This window comes from Nocardioides marmorisolisilvae (assembly GCF_031656915.1).
GTDB lineage: Bacteria > Actinomycetota > Actinomycetes > Propionibacteriales > Nocardioidaceae > Marmoricola > Marmoricola terrisoli.
The window spans coordinates 2,428,471-2,450,553 of record NZ_CP134227.1; the positions used below are offsets into that span (position 1 = coordinate 2,428,471).

The following is a 22,083-nucleotide window of genomic DNA, read 5'->3' on the forward strand; positions in this document are numbered from 1 at the left end:
GCAGATGCGGCTTACCGTCCCATCCCCAGGACTGTGGCCGTTCGCGGGGATGGCGGTGGTGGAGGCGCGTCGTCGTCGCTGCGGTTGAGCACTTCGCGGCTCAGATAGATCTCGGCCTCGACTGAATGACCGCCCGCGCGGAGAGTAGCGGCGAGGTCGAGTCGGGGCTTGTCCTCGTACGGCGCGGCTGCGATGGCGATCTGACTCGCCCACGCAGCCAACTCAATGTCTCGGCTTTCAAGACCGTGGGTAGCGACGATGTGAGCGACGTCGACGATGCCCGCGGTCAGGTACTGATCAACCGGAGTCTGCGCGAGCCATCCATAGCCGCCGGGGCGCTGCTGGTCGAACGGCACGCCACCAACGAGCTCCAAGGCGGCCCTTAGATCGTCGATACCCTCGGCACCGCGCGCTTGGCCGCGGGTCCGAAGCCGTTTGAAGAGACCTGCGTCGCAGAGCATCTTGTCGATCCGGTACAGCGGCACGCCTCGTGCCTTGGCGTGCGAGGACAGCGTCGCTTCCGGAAGGTATGGCGCACCCGTGTCGGGATCGGTGCCCAGCCACCGGCGCAGGGTGTTCATTCGGCTGTGCATCGTGTTGTTCTGGACGCCGAAGGCTTCTGCGACCTGTTCGGTGGTGGCGCCGTCGTCATGAAGGGCCAGGTACGCGACCAGCTCGATGTAGTACGCGGGCCGGCGCGCTAGATCCACGGTTCGTTCGCCGCTGGCCTGGACCTCGAGTGGGCCAAGGACACGCAGCCTGGGTCGGTGCGTCGATTCGCTGTGCCACAGGTCGAGGTCTTCGTCGAGGGTGGGATCCAGCCTGCTGATGCGTTCGGCCGTCGCATCGTCGACCTGCGGTGCAAGCACCTCGACGTCATCAGCGGTGGTTGCAGCCGCTTGGACGTAGCGCTGGGTGGGAGCCATCAGCAGTGAGTGCTCGGGCGTATCCGCGTTCCGCGGGCTGGTGTGTTCTGGGAGTAGGGCGCCGGCGGCGTCGCTGATACCGACGGTCGCGGTGGAGCTCGAGTCCGCGGGCATTGCGGTATCGGTGCCTGGGTCGGCATCGGTGCCGGGTGTTGCATCTGGGGTGCGGGCGGGATCGGTGAGCAGGGCAGCCAGGGTTCGGCCCTGCTCGGCCGTGAGTTGGTTCGCGCTCAGGTCGGTGCCGTCGAGCAGCAGATGTCCGTGAGCGTCCAGCTCGATGGTCCGTGCCCCCGCGATCAGCTCGGCGCCGCCGGCCAGGACCAGCGCGGCGGCCGAGCGGCTCGGGCTCAGGCACAGCTCGTCGAGCAGGCCCGCGATCGCTGCCTGGTCCGGGGTGACGGCGGTGATCCGGATCTGAGGGGTCCACGCTTCTGCGCCGCGGCCGTCGAGGCGGGCTTGCAGCACGCTGGCACCGGTCATGGTGAGTGCCTCGCGCATCCGTCGTACCGCCTTGCCGAGGGATTCCAGGTCGGGGCCCTGCTCGGGGTGCAGTCGCGAAGGGTTCAGGGCGGGTAGCTCGGGCGCGAATCCACTGATCGCGATGTCGACGTCATCGGACCACTTGTTGAGCGCCAGCTCGGCGGCGATGAATCGGGCGAGGTTCTCACACCGCTCAGCGTCGCCTCCCAGGTGCAGGACTCCGGCGCATTCCAGGTCCAGCAACCAGGTGGCGCCGAAGGCATCGATGCCGACGGCGACAAGTGCCGGGTAGGGAGCGGTCGCGTCGGTCTCCTGCAATCTGACGCTGCGGTCCAGTGACCATCTCCGATTGCCGTCGACGCTGCTCCACGGGGCGGGCGGCGGTGCCGTCGCGGGTTGATCGAGGATCAGATCGATCCGGTCGTCGGCGAGCCGCACCGCTCGTAACTCGGGAAGCTGGCCTCCTGTGCGGGCGATGTCGCTCGCGAGGTTTCGCAGGGCGAGGTCCAGGTCATGGGCCGCAGCCGCTCCGGCGGCACCGATGGAGCGGACCACGGACTCCGCGGGGACCAGGTCGTGCCGCGTCGGGGCGATGGCGCTCCCTGACCGGCGGCCGCGGAACCGCCGACGTCGTTCGGCCATGAACGCAGCCAGCACCCCGCCGGCGAGCAGCATGCCGCCACCGGCCAGGGCAGCCACCAAGCCGCTGTCATCGCTCGGTCGCGGGGCCTGGCGGGCCGCCGCATCGCGGGATGACTGCTGGCCGCCCTCGGTGGGCCGGTTCGACCGGTGAGCGCTGGGCGCGCCCGACCGCTGTGGAACGCGCTGGTTCGGTAGGGCGGCCGGCACCGGGGCGGACGGCGCTGAGTTGTCGTCGACGCGTGTGCGCCGGTCCGGGGCTTCGTCGTACCGAGGACGGACGGGGGCATTCGGCGTGGTGGTCGGCCCGCGGTGTGCGTATGCCCGTCCGTCTGGTGGCGTGGGAAAGGACGTGGGCTCGACGGGGATGCGCAGGTGCTGGCCCGGGTAGATCAGGTCCGGGTCGCTGATCCGCCCCCGGTTTGCGTCGTAGAGACGCGGCCACTCCTCGCCGTCGCCGTAGGCGGACTCGGCGATCCCCGACAGCGTGTCGCCGGCTTCCACGACAGTCCATCCGGAGCCGCTGGATGCGGCAGCCCTGCCGGTTGCGGCCCGTCCAGGGATGCGCAGCGGCCAGCCTGGCTGGAGATCCCCGGCTGGGTCGAATCGTCGACCATCAGGCATGACCCGGTGCTGGTTGAGGTCAGCGATCTCGCGCCAGCGCTCCCCGGCTCCGAGGTTGCGCTCGGCGATTGCCCACAGGCTGTCGCCCTTGCGGACCTCGACGAGTCGGCTCACCGATGGGGTCTGGTGCGACCGCCTTGCGACGGGCTGCACGCCGACATCGGCGGAGTCCGGTCCCTGCTGCCCTGGCGCCGTTGGCTCGATGGCGGTTGTCGCCGCTGTCGCTGCACCATGCGCGGGCGGAACTGTGGTGCTGGCCACGGTCGCCGTAACGCCGACGGCTACCACGGCCTGGATCAGCAGCCGGGCGAGGCTTTGTTGGCTGGCGAAGGTGCCGGGGACGGTGGCCATCCACTGTGCGGAACGACCGGCCGCGATACGAACCTCGGCGAGTGCCTCGACACACAGGCAGAGCATCGTCTGGGCCCAGAAGAGCCATACCACAACGGCAAGCAGGCCGAGCAGCGCATCGTTGGTCACCGGATCGGACCAGCTCCAGTCGGTTCCTGGCAGCGGGTTGCCGATGGTCTCGATCAGCAGTGCGGGCACGCCGAGGCCGATCGCGACGATGATCACGAGGGCGACGACTGCCTTCAACCATGGTGCCAGGCGTTGGGTCATGGGGTGTCTTCCGTGATCGCAGTGGCGGTAGCGCTCTCGTGGATGGGAAGCGATCCGATGCCGATCACGCTCAGGATCCCGGTGCGCAAGGTCCCGTTGACCGTGACCCTCACGGTGGCTCCATGAACGCTCACGGTTCCGTGCATCCCGGCCGCGCGGAGGTAGTCGGAGCCGCGTTGTCGCGCCTGCGCCGCGGCGACGTAGTCATGACCGGACCGCACGGATGCACCAGACAGTGCATCGGCGGCGGTCCGAGCGGCCTGGCCGGCTGCGCGGGCCGAGGCCAGACATGCGTCGACGAGTCGGCCGCCGTCGACGACGAGGCCCAGCAGCACGGTGAAGGCGCCCGCGATGATCAGCAGAGCCCATATCGATGCGCTTCCCTGGTCGGGTCTCTGGGCGTTCATCGCAGTGTCCGGTGCTGTTCGATTGGGACCACTGCGGATGCGGTGAAGTCGCGGTGGCCGGGTAGTCCGAATCCGGTGATGTCGGAGAGGTCGGCGGTGCAGGTGACCAGAGCTTGGATGTGGCCGCCGGGCCTGAAGGCGTGGGTGTCGATGCGCACCGTCAGGTGGGCGCAGGAACGCCCGTGTTCGGCGAAGCTGCGGCGTGCGGCCGCTTCGCCGGCGGCGGATGCGGCACTTGAGTCCTGGGTGAGTGAGGCAGCCCGGGCTGCGGCGTAGGCCGCCGCATTGGACTGTCCCCGGGCATCGACATAGCGGGCGCCCGCCGCAATCACCAGGATCGCTGCGACCAGGATCGGGGTGAGCAGGACCAACTCGATCGACATCGAGCCGTTCTCGCTACGCCGACCCTTCCGCCCCTCGGCAGTGCAGCCGATCACTGGGCTCATGGTTGGCCGCCCTGTGGTTGGGCGGCTGGGACGAAATGTTCGACCGGTCCTTCGAGATGGACGCGCACGCGCACGGGCAGGAACGGGATGAACTCCTGGGTCCGGCCCGTGATCGTGATCGACGCCCTGTCCGGGCTGCGCGTCACCGATACACCGGTGTTGTCGATACCCGGGCCAAGGTGGGTCAGGTAGTCACGAGTCACGGCCCGGGCGCGGCTGGCTGATCCGTCGTACGCACTGGCTGCCGCAAGACCCTGCTCGGCGGCCGCGGTGGCGATGTGCTGGGCATAGCTGCGCAGGGCGTACTGGAGCATCAGCAAAAGGACCAGGATCAGCATGCCGATGACCAGCATGAACTCGATCGCCACCGCCCCGCTCTGGTCACGGGCCGTGTGGTGTCGCATCGTGGGTGTGCGCATCGGCATGGAGTCAGGGAGAGCCGAGCTTCTGGGTCTCTCCGGTGACGTAGGACTTGACCGCGGTCACCGCGATGGTGGCGATGGCGATCACGCCGAGCGCAACCAGCAGCCACTCCAGGGCCGTGAATCCTGCTTCGTTGCGGCCGGCGTGGCGGGCTGCGATTCTCGCGCGGAGCCAGCCCACCGCGAGTCGATAGGTGTCAATTGGGTCCACGGTTCTCCCCTTTCCGAGATGTCGTTCGCCCCGTGGTTGATGTCGACGTGTGGGATCAGCCCGAGAACAGCCGGGCGACTGATGGGTAGAGCTCATAGCTGAGGAAGACGAAGACCATGGCGATCAGGGCGAACTTCATCGACTCGGTCGCTCGGTTGGCGTCTGCCTCCGCATCGGCGACCCGCTGGTCGCGCAGCGTGGTGGCACGGGCGACAAGGGTCGCCCTCACCTTCGCGCCGTCCTCGTTGGCCAGTTCCAGCGCGCCTTCGAGGTCGCACAGCTCCGGCACCCCGATCCGGGCTCCCAGCCTGCCCAGCGCCACCCATGGAGTGATGCCGGAGAACCTGGCTCCCTCGATGGCGTCGCGGATCTCGGTGAAACCCCACCCGGTGCCGATCGCCGCCGCAGCGGGCAGTGCCTCGGCGTGACCTCGTCCCGCCTGCAGCGACATCGCCACCAGGTCCAGGTAGATCGACAAGGTACGGCGGAACTCCGCCCGCCGGCGGCGCGCCTTCTCGATCAGTTCACGATGCGCGACCAACACCATTGCCGCAGCAAGGCCCAGGCCGATCGCGACTCCGGCCGACAGCGGCAGCCCGACGCCCATGCCGTCGCCAAGGCCGACGATCACGATCGGCCCGAGGAAACCGGCGCCCACCAGCGCCAGCAGCCTGCTCAGATGCTCCTCGAGCCTGATCCCGGCCGCCGCAAGGTCCTGGCCCAGGTGTGGCAACCGGCTGTCACGCCGGGTGACCTGCTCGGCGATGCGCTCGACCAGCCGCTGCGTCCAGGTGGTTGCCGGCGGCGCGGAAAGCTGCTGAACGCGCGAGGCCCGGGCCCGGGCCTGATCCCAGCGGCCCACCCCCGCGACCAGGTCCGTCCTCGGTGGAACCGCCAGGCGGTAGCCGTGGACCAGGGCGACCGCGATCAGCGCGCCAGCCAGCATGAACCAGATCATCAGCGGCCTCCGAGCGCGGCGAGACGCGGCTTGTAGGAGGCGATCTCGGTGAACTGGTCGGCATCGGTCAAGAACCGAGGCTGGGTCTCCGAGCGAGCCAGCGACCGCATCCGCATGAACGCGCCCAGGAACATCAACACCAGCAATGCCAGGACCAACTGGCCTATCGGCGAGGAGTACGGCGCCACCCAGCCGTGCGCGAAGACCGCCTGTACGGCGGCGAACCCCACCACACAGCCAGCGATGCGCTGAGCTTGGTGCCGCAACGCAGCCCGCTCATGTTCGACCTTGCGACGCATCTCCAGCTCGGAGCGTTCCGAGGAGGCCAACGCGGTGAGAATCCGCTCCAACCCGCCCGCCCGCTGGCGGGCATTCAACGTCAAGGCCGCCACCACGAGATCGGCTGCCGGGTCGTCCACATCGTCAGCGAAGTACGCAAGCGCCTCGGGCAGTGGGACACGGCCATCGAGCCGAGCGGTCAGATCACGCAGTGGCCGATCCAACAGCGATGGCGCAGCCGCCACCGTCGCCGGCAACGCCTGCTCCAGCCCAGCAGCTGCGCTGGCTGTATCGCGCAGCGATTCGGTCCAGATAGCAAGCGCCTCGATCTTGGCCAGCTGGTGGCGACCCTCGCTCGCGCCACCGAAGAGCTTCGGCCAAATGACCACCAGCACGACCGCGGCCGCCCCCGCTACTGGCCAACGTGTCACGCCAAGCACCACAAGTCCTACCAGCGGCGCGACCATGACCCGCCGCGGCCAACGGCTCCGGGGTCGAGAGCCGCGCGCCATCATCCCGGGCAGGAGGCTCTGTCCCAGTGCGAGGCGAGCCAATGCCACCAGACCTGCGCAGACAACCGCGACCGCGGCCGCGAATCCAGCCGCTTGCATCACGACCACCCCGCTGCCGGCGGTGCCGTCCCGGTGACCGGCCGCCATCCGGCAGCGACCAGGTCCTCGTGGCAGCGCACCTGCACTCCGGTACGGCGGGCCGCCTGCTGCCCGACATCGAGGCCCCACAACTCGTTGGTTGCCAGGTGCCCCTCGTCGGTGATGCCAGCGACTTCGCGGACCGCCTCCACCACGCGACGCTGCAACGCCTCGCCGCTGCTGCTTCCCTGGCGGCGTTGGCGGTGGATGAACACGATGAAGTCCAGACCCGAGGCGACCAGCCGGACCGTCGCCTCCCAAGGCAGCCGTTCGGGCGCCTGGATCGCATAGGTGGCGATCTTGTGCACCACATCGACCGAAGAGTTCGCGTGGATCGTCGACAGTGATCCGTCGTTGCCTTGGGTCATCGCGTTGAGCATGGTGACGACCTCGTCGCCGAGCACCTCCCCCACGATCACCCTCGAGGGGTTCATCCGCAGGGTGTCGCGCACAAGCTCAGCCATCGTGACCATCCCCGCGCCCTCGCCGTTGGGCAGCCGCTCCTCGAACGCGATCGCATTCGGATGCGCCTCGATGTCCTCGTCGAGGCCCAACTCCAAGGACCGCTCCACGGTCAAGATCCGCTCCTCGGGATCGATCTCGCTTGCGAGCGCGCGCAGCAGTGTGGTCTTCCCGGCACTGGTTCCTCCCGCGACCATCACGTTCTTGCGCGCACGCACCGCGGCAGCCAGGAACTCGGCAAGCTCCTCGTCCAGGGTGCCCAAGCCAATCAGATCCTTCAGCCGCACCCGTGTGTGCCGGTGCCGGCGGATCGAGACCACAGGCTCACGGGTCACCGACTGCACCGCATACAGGCGCGATCCGTCCGGGAGCCTCAGATTCACCCGCACGTTGGCGACATCGAAGGCGCGTGCAGACAGGCCCTCGTGGGCTGCCAAGGTCTGAATCGTCTCGATCAGCTCTTCATTGGAGGCCGCGACCGGGCGCACCTTCGCGACCGACCCGTCGGCGTACTCCACGAACACGTTGCGATAGCCATTGATGTCGATGTTCTCGACGCGATCGTCGTCCAGGAGCAGCTGCAAGCCACCGGCCCCGAAAAGCCGGGCTTCCAAGGCCTCCACCAGATCCTGTCGCGCTTCCCACGTCAGCCCCTCGGCACCCTGCTCCACCAGGGAGGAGTCATAGTCGGAGACCACGCGCTGGACTAGAGCCTTGCCGTGTTGACGGGCATCGTCCCCAGACAGCACCGGCGCACCTGCCTCGCGGCGCCTTTGCACGTCTCGTTGCCGCAGCTCTCCGAGCTGGGCCTGCAGCCGCTTGATCAACAGGTAGTCCAACTCCGCCATCACGCCTTCTCCCCAACCCTGGCCGGGGCGGTACGCCGGCTGGGCTCGATCCGACTGCCCAGCTCGTGCCACAGCTCACGCGACGAGCGAAGCAGCGGGCTGCGTGCCAACCGTCCGGTTGGGTCCTCACCCGCCTCCAGCCGTTCCACCGCACCTTGATCCCAGGCCACGAATCCGCAGCCGACCACCAGAGGCCCGGCAGGCGACTCGGAGAGAATCCGAGCCACATCCGCTGCGTCGGCCACCCCATGCCTGGCGGCGGTCACCAGGACCGGGAACAGCCGGGGCGCCGCGCCCCTGCTGGCTGCCAGGGCTGGCACCAATCGGCTCGCCCGTTCGCGCAGTCGAATCACCGAGGCGGTGTCGGTCCTCGCCACCAGCAGCACAACGTCGGCCCGGGCAGCCACAGGAAGCATCGGCGATGCCGCATGCAGACGCCCCACGTCGACCAGAACCTGCCCAGATGAAGCTGCCAACGCGCGCCCCAGGGGCTCGAAGTCCATCAGGGTGCCGGCCTGCTCAGCCACAAGCGGACCCGGCACCACCGAAACACGGTTGTTGACCTCGTGGGCATACCGCTCGACCAGATCCGGCGCCTGCACCGTGCGCGCCGCCGAGGACAACGTCAGCACCGTAGGCGCTTCAGGAAACGCCGTACCCGCCCTTGTGCGCAGACGCAACGCAAGGTCACCACCGAACAGGTCTGCCTCGACGAGCACACTCCCAGAGGTGCGCGCCGACGCCAGCGCAAGGGCGGTCGTGGTCGTTCCCGGGGAGCCCTTGTCCGAACACAGTGCCACCAGCATCAGCGATCGCCCCCCAACGGCGCCTGCACCACCGCAACCCGACCTGCTGCCGCGAACGCGGCGACACGGTCCGCCTCCGCCCGCGACACCACCAGGGTCAGCCGGGATCCACCGGACTCGAGCCGCGTCATCGATCGCACCGTTGCCGACCCGGCTAACACTGCCGGGTTCTGGAGCGTCTGGGGATTGCTCGCGTCCCCGGAGGGCGGGACTGCCAGCACCTCGACTACGTCGCCCGGCGACATGCCCGCTGGTGAACGCGACGCATCCACAGCCACGCCCACCACCCGCTGCGACGGTCCAGGGACCGGCTGGTCCGTGACCATCTCGGGGGTCAACAGCTCCCCGGGCACCAGCCCGACCGCCGTCGTGTGGCCGACCAGCCGACCGACATCGCCCACCGCAACCGCATCCTTCACGCCCGCGACCTCCACCGTCCTCAGATCACTGCGCTGCAGAACCGATCCGGCTGGCACGGCCGTGCGCACCTGCCAGACCTCCACACGGTCGCTCTTCTGCTGCCACAGCCAGCCGGCAAGCAGGGCAGCAAGGACGACCACCATCACCGTGCCCGCCCACTGGCCATACCTGCGTGGCACCCGCGGCAGGTCGTGGCCTCGGCCGCCCAGTCCCACCCGCTCCCCATCAACCGGTGCAGTGAGCCCCGTGGGTGGTGCTGTGTGCTTGCTCGTCGTCATTGGACCAGCACTGTCTGTCGCTGCAGGACCCGCAGGCGACCCGAGCCGGCGGGTGCCTCAATCACCCCGAGAGTGCCCTCGCGGCGAGCGCATCTGCCCCGGCACGTCCAATCCACCTGGTAGCCGATTCGCGCGGTCACATGGAACATGCGACCAGGCTGGCCGTCCGACGTGACCGAGTAGGCGTAGCTGCACGTGGTCTGTGCCGCATCCGACATGCCGTCATGCCACGCCCGGCCGGGCCCCTCGCACGTCCGCACCTGCGGGCCCATGTCCCACAGCACCTTTGTCGGCCGGGCCGTCACCGACACCGACGTGCCGCCCACCGAGACCGTCTTCCTCAACGTGGCCCACTGCGGCTTTGGCAGCCATAGCCAGTTCTGGACACCCACGTAGGTGGGGTCCGGATTGGCGGGCGCGATCTGGACGTACGCAGTGCGCAGCGGCATCACCGCCAGCGCATGCTTTGCCAGGGCGCCAGGATCGATTTCGGCTGCCGGGGCTCCCCCCGGTGGGATCCAGAAGACGACGACCGGGCTCGTGTCGTCGGCCAGTCCGCACATCCAGAGGGATCCGTCCGTGTGGCCGTGCCAGTAAGGATTGCTCTTGGGCAGATCCTTCACTGGGTGGATCCAACATTGGTGCCCCGCACTCCAGGTGCCCAGATCAGTCACGCACGGGATCACTGATCCATCGCGCCGGTGGCACGGGGCAGCATCCCCCGTGGGGGCCGCATGCGGGGTGTCGTTGCTCGATGGCCTTCCGGGCGCCGACACAGGAATGCAGATGGCGCCGCCTCCAGGCTGTGCCGATGGCACTTCCCCGGTCGGACAGCCATCGGCCGACGCCCGGAACGGGGCAAGGGCGAAGGATGCCACGACGAGAGCGGGCACGACTATCGCAAGATGCCTCAGCATGTCGTCCCCAGACGTTCGCGAAACACCCGCCACCAACTCTCGGGCGGCGTGCGCACCATGACCACCTTCACCAGGTGCGGCGTTGCGGTCGGTTGGGGGACGGGGGTGCCGTGCTGGATGACCTTCACGCCCCGGGCGACTCCACACACGCGGAGCGTGATCGCGCCGCTGCCGTCAGGCGCAACCCCGACCTTCCCGGGGCGGATGCTGATCGTGCGGCTGCGACCAACCACGCGAAGGTGCGCCTGTTGACGCTGGTCCAGCCTCGCCCAATAGCTGCGCCAGTCTGCCGTGTACTTCTTGTAGAACGTTCGTGCTCTCGAAGTGGCCTTCCCTTTGGCGAGGAGGACCTCCTGCGTGCGGCTGAACGACTCATAGCTGTCGACCGCCGCCGCGTACGCCTTTCGCTCCCGTGCCGAATAACCGGCGAGGTAGGCAGGACTGGATGTCGTCGGCGACGGCGTACCCGCAGCGCTCGGCATCGACGGCTGTCTGGACGTCGCGGAGTCAGGATCGCCTACCCCGCACGAGACACACGTCGCCACCATGAATGCCACCACGACAACGGTCCTGCGTCGCATCGCACGCTCCTCCGAGATAGGCGCATGGTGCTTTCGCCACCATACGAGCAGTCCGGGCCCGCTGGGAACACCAGCGGGATTCGGCACCATCACGCCTCCTCTCGACTCCACACCAGCCACAGGCATTTCAACCAGCCATACGTGGACACCAAGATTCAGAAGATCGCGCTGCGTGCGGGACCGCAACTTGTGCCCGGGAATCTGTGGACAACCGCTCAGGATCCGGGCCTGTCGATGCCTGCGCGGGGAGCACCGATCGCTCGCGACGCGCTCGAGTTGCGGACTCGGTGCCGCCGACACTGGGGATAGATCGCTGTCGCTTGATGGGCGCCATCAACATCACCCCGAACACCCACGTGGCCGCTGCGGTGCGCGACCACAGCGGCTGTTTGCAGCCCCCTCTCCACAGGAACACCGGCCGCATACGTCTGGTGTCGCCGGTCATCGGCATGCTCCGACCATGCCCGAGTCAGTCCACAAGGTCGCCGGTGAAATGCCTGTGAGGACGACGGCACGGGCGCCCGGCTCGTGGCACGAAAGGTGAGGTGATCAACGTGACTGTCCAGGACCGTGAACAGCTCTCGGTAACCGATGTCTGCAGCGAACTCGGCATCGCGCGCTCGACCTTCTATGACTGGAGGGCGGCAAGGAAGGCGCCGCGCTGCATCAAGCTGCCCAACGGCAATATCCGAATCCGGCGCGGCGAGCTGGAGCGCTGGCTCGAGGCACACGAGGAGGACATCCCGTGAGCGACGGCGAGTGGACAGGTGACGTCCGATTCCGTGGCATCCGTCGATACAAGGGCGCGCGCGGTATTACCTATACCGTGCGTTGGACCGTTCGAGGTAAGGACATCCAGCAGACATTTGCTTCGGCCAAACTCGCCGAGGGCTTCCGATCCAGTCTCGTTGTAGCCGCCCGACAAGGCGAGAAGTTCAGCAGGCGAAACGGGCTGCCGCAGTCGATGAGTACGGCTAGCGTCACGATCAACTGGCTCGAACATGCCATCGAGTTCATCGCGATGAAATGGCCCGATGCGGCCCCGAAGTACCGCAAGAGCCTTGCGGGCTCGCTGACCCTGATCACGATGCCGATGCTTCAGGGCGCACCGACCACGCGGCCCAGCGACAGCGACTTGCGCGAAGCTCTATACGGCTGGGCATTCAACGGTGTCGCGCAACGTCGACCTCCTCCCGACGAGGTGGCCAAGGCAGTCGAGTGGATGCAGGGCCACTCAAGGCCGGTCGAGGACCTCTCCGACCCCGACGTCCTACGCTCCGTCCTCGACGCGATCTCGAGGAACCTGGACGGCACCAGGGCGGCTAAGTCGACCATGGCCCGACGACACTCCGCGCTGCACAACTGTTTGGACTACGCCGTCGAGCGCGGCCGCCTCCGCACGAATCCGCTGACGGGTATACGCAGGAAGCGCCAACCACCGCCAGCAGGAGTGGACCGGCGGCGGGTCGTCAACCCAACCCAGGCACGCGCGCTCCTCGCGGCCGTCGAAGCGGACTCACCAGAGCTGGAGGCATTCTTCGCGGTCCTCTACTACGCCGGCCTCCGCCCAGCAGAAGCCCTCAACCTACGACGCCGGGACTGCACGCTCCCCGAGCAGGGTTGGGGCCAACTGCTGCTCAGCGGCTCCTATCAGCGAGGCGGAGCCTCCTGGACCGACTCCGGCTCAGTCCATGAGGAGCGCCAGCTCAAGCATCGCGACCGCGCCGACACTCGGGAGGTGCCCGCACATCCCGAGCTGGTCGCGATCCTTCGCCGGCACATGGCGACGTTCCAGCTCGGGCAGAACGGCCGACTGTTCGTCGCTCGGACGGGCAGGGCCGGGCGCCCTCTGCCGTCACCCTTCCAACAGCCGGTGTCGATGAACACCGTCTATCGCGCCTGGGCCCGAGCGCGCCGCTCGGCGCTGACCAGCGAAGAGTTCGAATCGCTTCTCGCGGGCCGCCCATACGACCTGCGCCATGCTTGTCTCTCCACCTGGCTCAATGCCGGCGTGCCGGCCGTCCAGGTCGCGGCATGGGCCGGCCACAGCGTCGCCGTCCTGCTCAACGTGTATGCCAAGTGCCTCGACGGAGCCGAGGAGACCGCACGCCGACGAATCGAGACAGCCATGACAGGCCCCCAGCCAGGGCCGCAACCGGGCCTGTCCACCAAAACTTCCCCCGCTATTCCCCCGAGACAGCCGAAAAACGCCGATCCTGGCCGGAAGCGGCCGGACAGCGAAAAGGGCCCCTGACCCCGGCATAACCGCAGGTCAGAAGCCCTTTTCCGCTTCGGTGGCAGGTGCAGGATTCGAACCTGCGTAGGCTATGCCGGCTGATTTACAGTCAGCTCCCTTTGGCCGCTCGGGCAACCTGCCATCGTGTCACTGCCGGATAGTCTGGCCCGGCAGCGCAGCCGAGAATAGCGCAGCACCGGAGCCAGAATTAAATCGAGAGGTGGAGGGTAGGCACCGTGGCCGACTCGTCGTTCGACATCGTCAGCAAGATCGACCGTCAGGAGGTCGACAACGCGCTCTCCCAGGCGGCGCGCGAGATCTCCCAGCGCTACGACTTCAAGGGCACCGGCGCGGAGATCAAGTGGTCAGGTGAGAAGGGGATCGAGATCTCCGCGAACGCCGACGACCGCGCCACCGCGGTCCTCGACGTCTTCAAGGAGAAGCTGGTCAAGCGGCAGCAGTCGTTGAAGATCCTCGACGCCTCCGAGCCCCGCCAGTCCGGCCGGGAGTCGAAGATCAGCATCACGCTGAAGGAGGGCATCAGCGCCGACGATGCCAAGAAGATCGGCAAGCTCATCCGCGACGAGGGGCCCAAGGGCGTCAAGGCCCAGGTCCAGGGCGACGAGCTGCGGGTGTCGAGCAAGAAGCGCGACGACCTCCAGGCCGTGATCGCCTTGGTCAAAGCACAGGACTACGACTTCGCCGTCCAGTTCACCAACTACCGCTGAAAGGAGGCGTTTGCGAAGGTCAGAGGCCTAGTGGCTGCTACGAGTCCGCAGGACTTTTGGGTTTCTCGTAGAGGACGATCGACATCAGGCCCGCGGCAGCACTGCGGATGCGGTCCTCGGCCTTGGGCCACAGATGGCTGTCGGCGTTGAGCGTGATCGACCGCGAAGAGTGCCCCAGAGTGTGCTGAACGGTGACGACATCGCAGCCGGCAGCGATCAGTCCTGAGGCATAGAAGTGGCGCAGGTCGTGAAGGATGAACTCGTCCATGCCGACCTGCTTGCGGACCCGCCGCCACTGGTGGCCGGCGCTGTTGCGGTTGTAGACGTAGGCCCCCAGCGAGAACAGGTAGCCATCGTCGCCGTCTGGCCTGACTTGGTCGAGGTGTTGCGACAACATCGTCACGAGGTCGTCCGGAAGGTAGATGACACGGCCGGACTCGTACTTCGGTGAGGTCTCGGCGGTCCTGCTGTCGACCTGTCCCTGGATCTGTCGCTCGACCGTCAGCGACCATCAGAGCCTGCGCCACCTGCTCGGCGGTCGGGATCCGCATCTTGGTCTCGGCTCTGGGCACCTTCGGCGGCGCGATCGCAGCAGTCGGGTCAAGGCGGATCAACCGCGCGTTGGCGTTGCTTGTGCCCTCGCGATGGTCGACGTGGTCCAGCAGCGCCCGATCAACCCGGTCAAGCTGAACACCAACGGCGTCCGGCGCGCCTCCCACAAGGCGCCGATGATCAGGTCGGCGGTGTCGGTTTGGGCGCGACACCACCGGCGACGGCACCCAGCGCAGCAACCTCCCGGCAGGCTCAGCGGGTGGTGGCAGTGGTTGACGGCATAGAGCCAGCTGGCTCACCCGCGCTGTGCCTCCGTGGCCTGCCTGGGCAACCAGACCCGGAGAACGGTTTCGCCCGGGGGCTGTTCGATGCTGATCTCGCCGCCGTGCCGGCCGACGATGATGCGCCGGGAGATGTCGAGGCCGAGACCGGTTCCCTGCCCCACCCCCTTGGTGGTGAAGAAGGGCTCGAACGCCCGCTCCCGCGACCCCGCATCGCTCCAGTTGCCCGTGTTCGCGACCGCCACCACGACGCCGTCGCGCTCGGGCCGGATGGACAGTCGCAGGGTGCCCGCGCCGTCCATCGCATCAAGCGCGTTGGTGATCAGGTTCGTCCACACCTGGTTGAGCTCGGCGGGAATCGCCGCGATCGGCGGGGTGTCGGGGGCGTAGTCGCGGACGACAGTGACGCCGGACGGCATGCGGTGACGCAGCACGACCAGAGTGCTCTCGAGACCCTCGGAGATCACTGTCTGCTGCACCGAAGCACGGTCCATCTGGGAGTAGCTCTTGATCGCGCCCACCAGTTCGGAGATGCGGCGGGTGGACTCCTTCACCTCCGCCAGCAGGTTGCTGACGCTCAGCGTGCTCGTGACCCAGGCCAGTCCGGCGGCCGGCGAGCCGTCGAGGACCTGCGCCACGCGATCGCACCAGGACGTGTCGATACCGGCCGCCGCCAGCGTCCCGGCGATCTGCCAGCCGTCGACGACGCCGTGGTCGTCGAGCCAGCTCGCGAGCTCATCCTCCCGGTCGGCAAGCGCAACCGGGCTCAGCGGGTCTCCGGACGTGGCCACGAGCTCACGCCGCAGGGCGTCGAGCGCACCGAACTGGCTTGCCGTGACGTCATTCGTGGCCAGGTCGGTCAACGTGTCCAGCAACCGTCCGCTCGCGCCATTGAGTGCATCGACCGCACGTGCGGCTGCCGCGGCAGGGTTGTTCAGCTCGTGGGCGAGGCCCGCGGACAGGGTGCCCAGTGCCACCAGGGCGTCGCGTTGTCGCGCGGCAGACTCGACAGTGCGCGCAGTCCGGAACACCCCCTCGATGAGGTGGCTGCCGAAGGGGTCCAGCGCGCCGGTCCACTCCTTGAGGTCCGTGGAAGACACGCGCAGCGCGCGGCCGTTGGTGGAGGCGCGGCCGTTCGCCAGGTAGACAGCGTGCTCGTCCCAGGCAGTGAAGCCACCGGCCCACTGTCCCGGCTGGGCCATGGTGCCGACCCGGGTCTCCTCGTGGCCGGCAAGACGGACCAGGTCCACGTGACCCTCGAGCACGACCCACCAGGAATCCGCCCCGCCGCCTTGCGCCCACAACTCGTCCCCGGCCTCGAAGACGACCTCGTCGCCGCGGGCGAGGAGGTCTTGGAGCTCTTCCTCAGTGACCTTCTCGAACAGCGCGAGGCTGCGCAGCTCCGCTGTCGTGATCACATCGCCGCCAGGTAACGGTGGACGAGATAGACCGTCATGGCACCTTCACCGACTGCCGAAGCGACCCGCTTCATGGAGTCGAGCCGGACGTCGCCGGCGGCGAAGACCCCCGGCAGGCTGGACTCGAGGGCGTACGGCGTACGGGCCAGCGGCCACGCCTTCGTGCCGGAGGTGAGCAGGTCGTTGCCCGTGACGATGAAGCCGTGCTCATCACGGACGACGTCGTCGCCGAGCCAGTCCGTACGCGGTTGCGCGCCGATGTAGACGAAGAGCCAGTTCGTGGCCGCCTCCCCGGGAGACTCGTCACCCGTCGCGATCGAGATCGCCTCCAAGTGCTCGTCGCCGTGAGCGGCGACGACCGACGAACCCAGCCGTACCTCGATGTTGTCCGTCGCCTGTATCTGGGCGACGAGGTACATCGACATCGAGTCCTCGAGCCGCCTCCCGCGAACCAGGATGACGACGCGCTTGGCATAGCGGGCGAAGTTCAGCGCGGCCTGACCTGCAGAGTTCGCGGCGCCGACGATGTAGACGTCGTCACCCTGGCACTGGGCCGCCTCGCTCGCCGAGGAGCCGTAGAAGACGCCACGACCGGCAAGCTCCTCCAGACCGGGGCCTTGCAGCCGGCGATAGGAGACCCCACTGGAGATCAGCACGGCGCGGGCTTCAATGTCATCGGAGCGGTCGAAGCGCACAGCTCGGACCGGACCACGGGCCTCGATGCCGACGACGTCGCGGGCCAACAGCATCTCCGCGCCGAACCGACTGGCCTGGGCAGTCGCGCGGTGGGCCAGATCGGCGCCGGACAGGCCCTTGGGGAAGCCGAGGTAGTTCTGGATCGACGCGCTCTGGCCGGCCTGCCCGCCGGGCGCCTCCTTCTCCACGACCACCGCCCGCAGCCCCTCCGAGGCGGCGTACACGGCTGCGGCGAGGCCCGCCGGTCCGGCACCGACGATGCACAGGTCGTAGAGCGTCTGCTCCGCGCGAGTACGCAGCCCGAGAGCCTCAGCGAGCGACAGGATGCTCGGCGCGCGCAACGGCTCGGCGTCCGGAACGATCACGAGCGGAAGGTCTGCCACACCGGCACCCGCGAGATCGACGAGCCGACGCGCCTCGTCGTCACGCTCGAGCTCGAGCCACTGGTACGGCACGTAGTTGCGAGAGAGGAACGTCTTCAACTCGTGGCTGGCCTGAGACCAGCGATGGCCCACCACCCGCACGTCGCCGGCGTCGTCCGGGTGGCCCTGCTTCCAGTCACCCAGCAGGTCGTCGATGACGGGGAAGAGCTTCTCCTCCGGAGGGTCCCAGGGCTTCTGCAGGTAGTAGTCGAGCCCGACCTCGTTGATCGCCGCGATCGCAGCGTCGGTGTCGGCGTAGGCCGTGAGCAGCAGGAACTTGGCGTCGGGCGCATGCTCACGGGCCCGGCCCAGCATCTGCACGCCCGACATGCCCGGCATCCGCTGATCGGAGAGCACCAGTGCCACCGGCCGGGCCCGCAATGCGAGCTCGGCAAGCACCTCGAGGGCTTGCGCGCCGGAGGAGGCGCGCATGACCCGGTACTCACCGGCGTAGCGCGACCGGAGATCACGCGAGATGGACGCAAGCACCTGCGGGTCGTCATCGACGGCCAGCATCGTTGGCTTGCTCATTGCTGCCCCTTAGTCACCCGTGGTTAACGTCCACCTCGAGCGAGGGGAACGTAACATGGCTATTGGCCCACTTATCGCGTTTCCGCCCAAGACATCCCTGGGCTACCGAACCGACAGGTCGGTCTCCTTGGTGCGCAGGCGGCCCACGTGTGCCGATGCATAGACCCGGACGCTCTGAGCGACGAGCGATTCGAACAGCGCTCCCAGCCAGGTGCCGGTCGAGGCCGCCACACGCTCACCGGCCCCCTGCAGCAGCCCAGCCTTGCCGATCCCGACCCCGACCGTGCGGCCAGCGCCGGATCGACGAGTGACGCCGGTGCCCTTCAGCAACTACTGCTGAGCGCCGCCCGATCCGCCCGAAGGCCTCACCGGCGTCGGCGTCGGGGTGGGTGTCTGCGTCGCCGACTCGGGCAGCACATGCAGGTGCAGCGCATCCTCGACGGCGAGGGCGATGGCGAGCTGGCCACTCGGCGTGGGATGGAACGGCGCATCGGCGTGCAGCCCCTGGACGTACGGCTGGGCAGAACACACTCCGTGGCCAGCGAAGTTCGGCGTCGCGACATGGAAGCCGGCGGCTTCGGCGCCCTTCTTCAGAATCGTGTTCAGCGCGCCGAGTTGATCCTCCAGCGAGCCGCGCTTCGCTTCGGTGAGCCCGTGCGGGACCAGGCAGCTGATGTCGTCCGGGAACGGGTCGTAGTACTGGTTGACGACCACGGTCGGATGGTTGTCGAGGAGCTGCAGCTGGGAGAACAAGTGCAGCAGGTCCCGGCTGAAGTTCGCCAGCTGCTGCTGCAGGAACGCCCGCTGCGCGGAATTGGCGCAGTCGCGGCTGACCGCGCAGAGGCCGAGCAGAACATCCCAGTGCACATCGTCCGCACCCACGTTCACGACGATCAGGTCGGCCTTCGCGACCGCAGGATTGCGCAACTGGGGAGGTATCCGATGTCCGGCGGCGTGTTGGGGCCCGAGCAGGCCCGCGCGGATGGAGGCTCCGGAGCAGGCCAGGTTGACGACCTGCCATCCGCTGCTGACACCCAGGGCCGCGGGGAACGCGTCCCTGCTGCGGTTGCAGATCCGGTCCTGCTCGGTCGCATGCGGCACCAGCGCGTTCCCCTTGCCGGCCGCGACCGAGTCGCCGACCACCACGACCCGATTGATCGTGGTGCGCGCAGTGGAGATGTGCCGGTTCAGCGACGGAGGCGGCGCTCCGCCGACGAGCTCCTCGAGGGAGTCGACGGTGCGCAGCCGGGACGGCACCGTATATGCCGTCACCATGGTCGCACCGAGGTCGAAGGCCAGTGCCAGCGCCAGACCCACCGCCATCAGCGAGGCGGTGGCCTTCGGCGATCGTCGAAGCCAGCCGGCCATCGCGCCGAACAGAGCGAGGGCGATGAGCCCGGTCACGACGGTCTGCCAGAAGAAGTAGTCCTTCCATCCGCTGACGAGCGCGTGCTCGAGCTCGTGCCCTGCCGGTCCCAAGCCGCTGCTCACGAACTGGTCGAGCTGGTCGGTCAGGGAGATGCGGGTCAGCACAAGCTTGGGTCGCACCGGACCGACGAAGTCCACGGTGGTGGGGATCTGCTGCCCGAACAGGCTCAGCTCGCCCGGACCGGAGAGCGTCCACGACGGACTCGCCGCGCCGACCTCGATGGTCTGTCCCCCGGCCGTGACCGACTGCGTCGGCGTGACCACGAGGGCGAGCGCGCCGGAGCCCAATGCGACGAGGACCATGACCACGGCGAGGACGACTCCGCGCGACCGGCGGGCGCGCGGCCGCCGGAGCGCGGTGGTTTCGGGCTGTGCCTCCATCGACCGCCAATTCCCAAGGTGGTGACCCGGCTGACCGGCACCGGGCGCGAGAGTCCACTCGCTATCGAAGCATTATCGGTGGTACGGCGCTCGGACCCGCCGGTGCGGCTGCTCGCCGCGGCTACGCTCTCCAGTCATGGCTCGACCGACGCGCCCAGGTCAGGAACCAGCTCCGTCGTGGACTGAGAGGCGCCTGCTGGACGCCAACCACCACCGCGCAGCCGCTGACCCGATCGGATGACCACGACAGACGGCGACGGGAGTCTGCTCGCCCGCGGTCGGGTGCGGATGGGTCTCGAGGCACAGGATGCCTGGGACCGGTTCGTCGCCTCGGATCCCGGCCAGGCGAGGCTGCACAAGGGCCTGCGCGCCGTGGTGGCGGTCGGCACCACGATCGTGGTCCAGCTCGGGGTCGCTGGCGCGCTCGGCGTGAGCGGACAGACCCGCGCGCTGCACCTCATGCTGGGCTCGCTCATCGCGATGAACATGTCCACGGTGATCCGTCCGGGCACCCGCCGCCAGACGGCCACCAGCGCGGTGTGGGCGCCGGTGGCAGCCGCCCTCGGCGCCACCCTCGCCACGGTGACGGCTGCGCGTCCATGGCTTGCTCTGTCGCTCTTCGTGCTGGTCTGCTTCGCCGCCGTGTGGGTACGCCGGTACGGCGCGCGCTGGTTCGCCGGCGGCTTCATCGTGTGGCAGGCGTACTTCTTCACGCTCTACCTGCATCCCCCCATCTCGGCACTGCCCGGTCTGCTGGTGGCCGCGGTAGCCAGTACGACGTGGGTCACGCTGCTGCTGGTGACGGTGCTGCACCAGGACCCTGGAAGGCGACTGCGTCGTACGGTCACCGCCCTGCGGGCCCGGGCCCGGTCGGTGGTGTCCCACTGCCTCGACGTGCTCCGCGACCCTGGCGACGAGCGGCGGCTGCGCAACCTCCGTGCCCAGCTGGTGAAGCTCTCCGAGGTGACACTGCTCTTCGACGGCCAGCTCAGCGACGTCCACGCGCTGCCGTCAGGCACCTCCGCGGCCCGGTTGCGGCGCTGGATCGTCGAGGTCGAGATCAGCAGTGAGGAGCTGGCCAGTGCGGCCGTCGAGCTGGCCGCCCTTCCCGAGCCGGTCCCGCCGGCCACGCTCCGGCTGGTCGAGGAGGTGCTCGAGCTGCTCGGCTGGGGCGAGCTCGACACGACCAGGTCACGGCTCGCCGCACTCCGGCAGTCCCCGCATGACCGGATCGCGACCGTACGGCGGCTGGCCAATGCCGCGGACACCCTGCTCGGCTCGGTCGCGGACTGGATGTCCGGACACCTCGGGGCAGGTGCGGCCGATGAGACCGGGGCCCGGGAGTTCGAGCCCGTCCTCGCTCTCGCCGGCGACACGCTCCCCGGCACCGCCGTACCGGCAGGCGACGGTGAGCAGACATCGTCCTGGTCGCCGGCGTCCTGGGCCCCGACCACCCGCCAGGCCGTCCAGGCCGGTACGGCGGCAGCACTAGCGATCATCGCCGGGGAACTGATCTCCCACGAGCGCTACTACTGGGCGGTGATCGCCGCGTTCGTCGCCTTCACCGGCACCGCCACCGTCGGCGAGACCGTGCGCAAGAGCATGGCCCGGATCGGCGGCACCCTCGCCGGCCTGGTGGTCGCCGTATGGGTGGCCCAGCTGACCCTCGGGCATAGCGCGGTGACCCTGACCGTCCTGCTCGCGTGCATCTTCCTCGCCTTCTACTTCCAGGCGATCTCCTACGCGGCGATGATCTTCTTCATCACGCTGATGCTGGGCGAGCTCTACGGCATCCTGCACCGGTTCAGCGACAGCGTGCTCCTGGTCCGCCTCGCCGAGACTGCAGCCGGGGCAGCGGCCGGGATCCTGGTCTCCCTGTTCGTATTGCCTACGTCGACGCGCGGCACCCTGATCGAGGCTCGCCGCGGGCTGCTGGATCGACTGGCCGTGCTCGCCGACCAGTGTGCGCTGCGTCTGCGTGGCGACGAGTCCGAGCCGGGACTGCTGACCGAGGCGATCAGACTCGACGAGGCCGCCCGCCAGCTGGTGCGCAACGCGGACTCGATGATGAGCGTGCGCGGCATCGATGCGGACCGCAGCGGTCGTCGCTACCGCGTCCAGGTGCTGGGCGTCTGTGCCAGCACGGCCCGCAGCATGGTGCCCGCGGTGCTCTCGGCCCCTCCGGACCCCCCGGTCGAGCTCGCCCGGGCCTGCGAGGCGATCGCCACCGAGGCACGGCGGCTCGCCGACATCCCGGACCTGCGTGACCAGCCCCCCAGCCCCGACGGCGAGGCGGGGGTCGCCACCCGCGTATCCGAGCTCGTGGACGCAGCGGTCGATCCGCCGCTCGTGCTGGCCCGACGGATCCGCCGGCTCGCCGACTCCCTGGCACTGCTCACCCCCCGCGGACGTGGTCGCTGACTCCGTCGTCCGCG

General features: G+C 68.5%; 21 protein-coding genes and 1 tRNA gene. 4 read left to right on the forward strand and 18 right to left on the reverse strand.

The genetic code is table 11. The annotated features are described in order from the left end of the window. Window positions 1-11: 11 nt before the first annotated feature. The 12 genes from Q9R13_RS11655 to Q9R13_RS11710 form a co-directional block, all read right to left on the reverse strand. Window positions 12-3,290 carry a LysM peptidoglycan-binding domain-containing protein gene (locus Q9R13_RS11655; RefSeq protein WP_310961351.1) on the reverse strand — a complete coding sequence of 1,093 codons (3,279 nt, stop codon included), beginning with the start codon at window positions 3,288-3,290 and terminating at the stop codon, window positions 12-14. Next, window positions 3,287-3,697 (reverse strand): hypothetical protein, encoded by a 411-nt coding sequence (locus Q9R13_RS11660; RefSeq protein ID WP_310961352.1) that lies wholly within the window; start codon window positions 3,695-3,697, stop codon window positions 3,287-3,289. Before Q9R13_RS11660 ends, Q9R13_RS11655 begins: the two co-directional genes overlap by 4 nt. Continuing rightward, window positions 3,694-4,143 (reverse strand): TadE/TadG family type IV pilus assembly protein, encoded by a 450-nt coding sequence (locus Q9R13_RS11665; protein WP_310961353.1) that lies wholly within the window; start codon window positions 4,141-4,143, stop codon window positions 3,694-3,696. The genes Q9R13_RS11660 and Q9R13_RS11665 overlap by 4 nt, the downstream gene beginning before the upstream one ends. Further along, window positions 4,140-4,568, reverse strand: coding sequence for a TadE/TadG family type IV pilus assembly protein (locus Q9R13_RS11670; RefSeq protein ID WP_310961354.1), 429 nt, complete (start codon window positions 4,566-4,568; stop codon window positions 4,140-4,142). Before Q9R13_RS11670 ends, Q9R13_RS11665 begins: the two co-directional genes overlap by 4 nt. Before the next feature lie 4 nt (window positions 4,569-4,572). Continuing rightward, entirely contained in the window at window positions 4,573-4,776 is a 204-nt protein-coding gene (locus Q9R13_RS11675) for a hypothetical protein (RefSeq protein WP_310961355.1), read from the reverse strand. A gap of 55 nt (window positions 4,777-4,831) precedes the next feature. Further along, the gene (locus Q9R13_RS11680) at window positions 4,832-5,734 is read right to left on the reverse strand and encodes a hypothetical protein (protein WP_310961356.1); all 903 of its coding nucleotides are present in this window, start codon (window positions 5,732-5,734) and stop codon (window positions 4,832-4,834) included. Beyond that, window positions 5,734-6,480, reverse strand: a complete 747-nt coding sequence (locus Q9R13_RS11685) for a type II secretion system F family protein (RefSeq protein ID WP_310961357.1) — start codon at window positions 6,478-6,480, stop codon at window positions 5,734-5,736. The genes Q9R13_RS11680 and Q9R13_RS11685 overlap by 1 nt, the downstream gene beginning before the upstream one ends. A gap of 143 nt (window positions 6,481-6,623) precedes the next feature. Next, window positions 6,624-7,973 carry a CpaF family protein gene (locus Q9R13_RS11690; protein WP_310961358.1) on the reverse strand — a complete coding sequence of 450 codons (1,350 nt, stop codon included), beginning with the start codon at window positions 7,971-7,973 and terminating at the stop codon, window positions 6,624-6,626. Next, a complete protein-coding gene (locus Q9R13_RS11695) occupies window positions 7,973-8,779 on the reverse strand; it encodes a hypothetical protein (RefSeq protein WP_310961359.1) in 807 nt (268 codons plus the stop codon). The genes Q9R13_RS11690 and Q9R13_RS11695 overlap by 1 nt, the downstream gene beginning before the upstream one ends. Then, entirely contained in the window at window positions 8,779-9,477 is a 699-nt protein-coding gene (locus Q9R13_RS11700) for an SAF domain-containing protein (protein ID WP_310961360.1), read from the reverse strand. The genes Q9R13_RS11695 and Q9R13_RS11700 overlap by 1 nt, the downstream gene beginning before the upstream one ends. Next, window positions 9,474-10,100: a hypothetical protein gene (locus Q9R13_RS11705; RefSeq protein WP_310961361.1), complete on the reverse strand. Its 627-nt coding sequence runs from the start codon at window positions 10,098-10,100 to the stop codon at window positions 9,474-9,476. The genes Q9R13_RS11700 and Q9R13_RS11705 overlap by 4 nt, the downstream gene beginning before the upstream one ends. Window positions 10,101-10,387: 287 nt before the next feature. Next, on the reverse strand, window positions 10,388-10,876 hold the full coding sequence (locus Q9R13_RS11710) for a hypothetical protein (protein ID WP_310961362.1): 489 nt from the start codon (window positions 10,874-10,876) through the stop codon (window positions 10,388-10,390). Between the two features lie 653 nt (window positions 10,877-11,529). Between Q9R13_RS11710 and Q9R13_RS11715 the strand changes: the two genes are divergently transcribed. Then, window positions 11,530-11,724 (forward strand): helix-turn-helix transcriptional regulator, encoded by a 195-nt coding sequence (locus Q9R13_RS11715; protein WP_310961363.1) that lies wholly within the window; start codon window positions 11,530-11,532, stop codon window positions 11,722-11,724. Further along, window positions 11,721-13,229 carry a tyrosine-type recombinase/integrase gene (locus tag Q9R13_RS11720; RefSeq protein WP_310961364.1) on the forward strand — a complete coding sequence of 503 codons (1,509 nt, stop codon included), beginning with the start codon at window positions 11,721-11,723 and terminating at the stop codon, window positions 13,227-13,229. Before Q9R13_RS11715 ends, Q9R13_RS11720 begins: the two co-directional genes overlap by 4 nt. 41 nt (window positions 13,230-13,270) lie before the next feature. Here the strand turns inward: Q9R13_RS11720 and Q9R13_RS11725 are convergent. Next, window positions 13,271-13,352: transfer RNA gene (locus Q9R13_RS11725), tRNA-Tyr, on the reverse strand. Between the two features lie 95 nt (window positions 13,353-13,447). Here Q9R13_RS11725 and Q9R13_RS11730 point away from each other — a divergent pair. Continuing rightward, entirely contained in the window at window positions 13,448-13,939 is a 492-nt protein-coding gene (locus Q9R13_RS11730; RefSeq protein ID WP_310961365.1) for a YajQ family cyclic di-GMP-binding protein, read from the forward strand. A gap of 37 nt (window positions 13,940-13,976) precedes the next feature. On the opposite strand, the gene Q9R13_RS11735 is transcribed toward Q9R13_RS11730, so the two are convergent. From Q9R13_RS11735 to Q9R13_RS11755, 5 genes are all read right to left on the reverse strand, one after another. Next, on the reverse strand, window positions 13,977-14,336 hold the full coding sequence (locus tag Q9R13_RS11735; protein WP_310965076.1) for a tyrosine-type recombinase/integrase: 360 nt from the start codon (window positions 14,334-14,336) through the stop codon (window positions 13,977-13,979). Between the two features lie 450 nt (window positions 14,337-14,786). Next, complete coding sequence (locus tag Q9R13_RS11740) at window positions 14,787-16,190, reverse strand: sensor histidine kinase (RefSeq protein WP_310961366.1); 1,404 nt, start codon at window positions 16,188-16,190, stop codon at window positions 14,787-14,789. After that, complete coding sequence (locus tag Q9R13_RS11745; protein ID WP_310961367.1) at window positions 16,187-17,839, reverse strand: NAD(P)/FAD-dependent oxidoreductase; 1,653 nt, start codon at window positions 17,837-17,839, stop codon at window positions 16,187-16,189. Before Q9R13_RS11745 ends, Q9R13_RS11740 begins: the two co-directional genes overlap by 4 nt. Window positions 17,840-17,941: 102 nt before the next feature. After that, window positions 17,942-18,169, reverse strand: coding sequence for a hypothetical protein (locus tag Q9R13_RS11750; protein ID WP_310961368.1), 228 nt, complete (start codon window positions 18,167-18,169; stop codon window positions 17,942-17,944). Then, window positions 18,170-19,648 (reverse strand): GDSL-type esterase/lipase family protein, encoded by a 1,479-nt coding sequence (locus Q9R13_RS11755; RefSeq protein WP_310961369.1) that lies wholly within the window; start codon window positions 19,646-19,648, stop codon window positions 18,170-18,172. A 237-nt stretch (window positions 19,649-19,885) separates the two neighbouring features. Here Q9R13_RS11755 and Q9R13_RS11760 point away from each other — a divergent pair, with 237 nt between their 5' ends. Continuing rightward, window positions 19,886-22,069, forward strand: coding sequence for an FUSC family protein (locus Q9R13_RS11760; RefSeq protein WP_310961370.1), 2,184 nt, complete (start codon window positions 19,886-19,888; stop codon window positions 22,067-22,069). The last annotated feature ends 14 nt before the right edge of the window (window positions 22,070-22,083 follow it).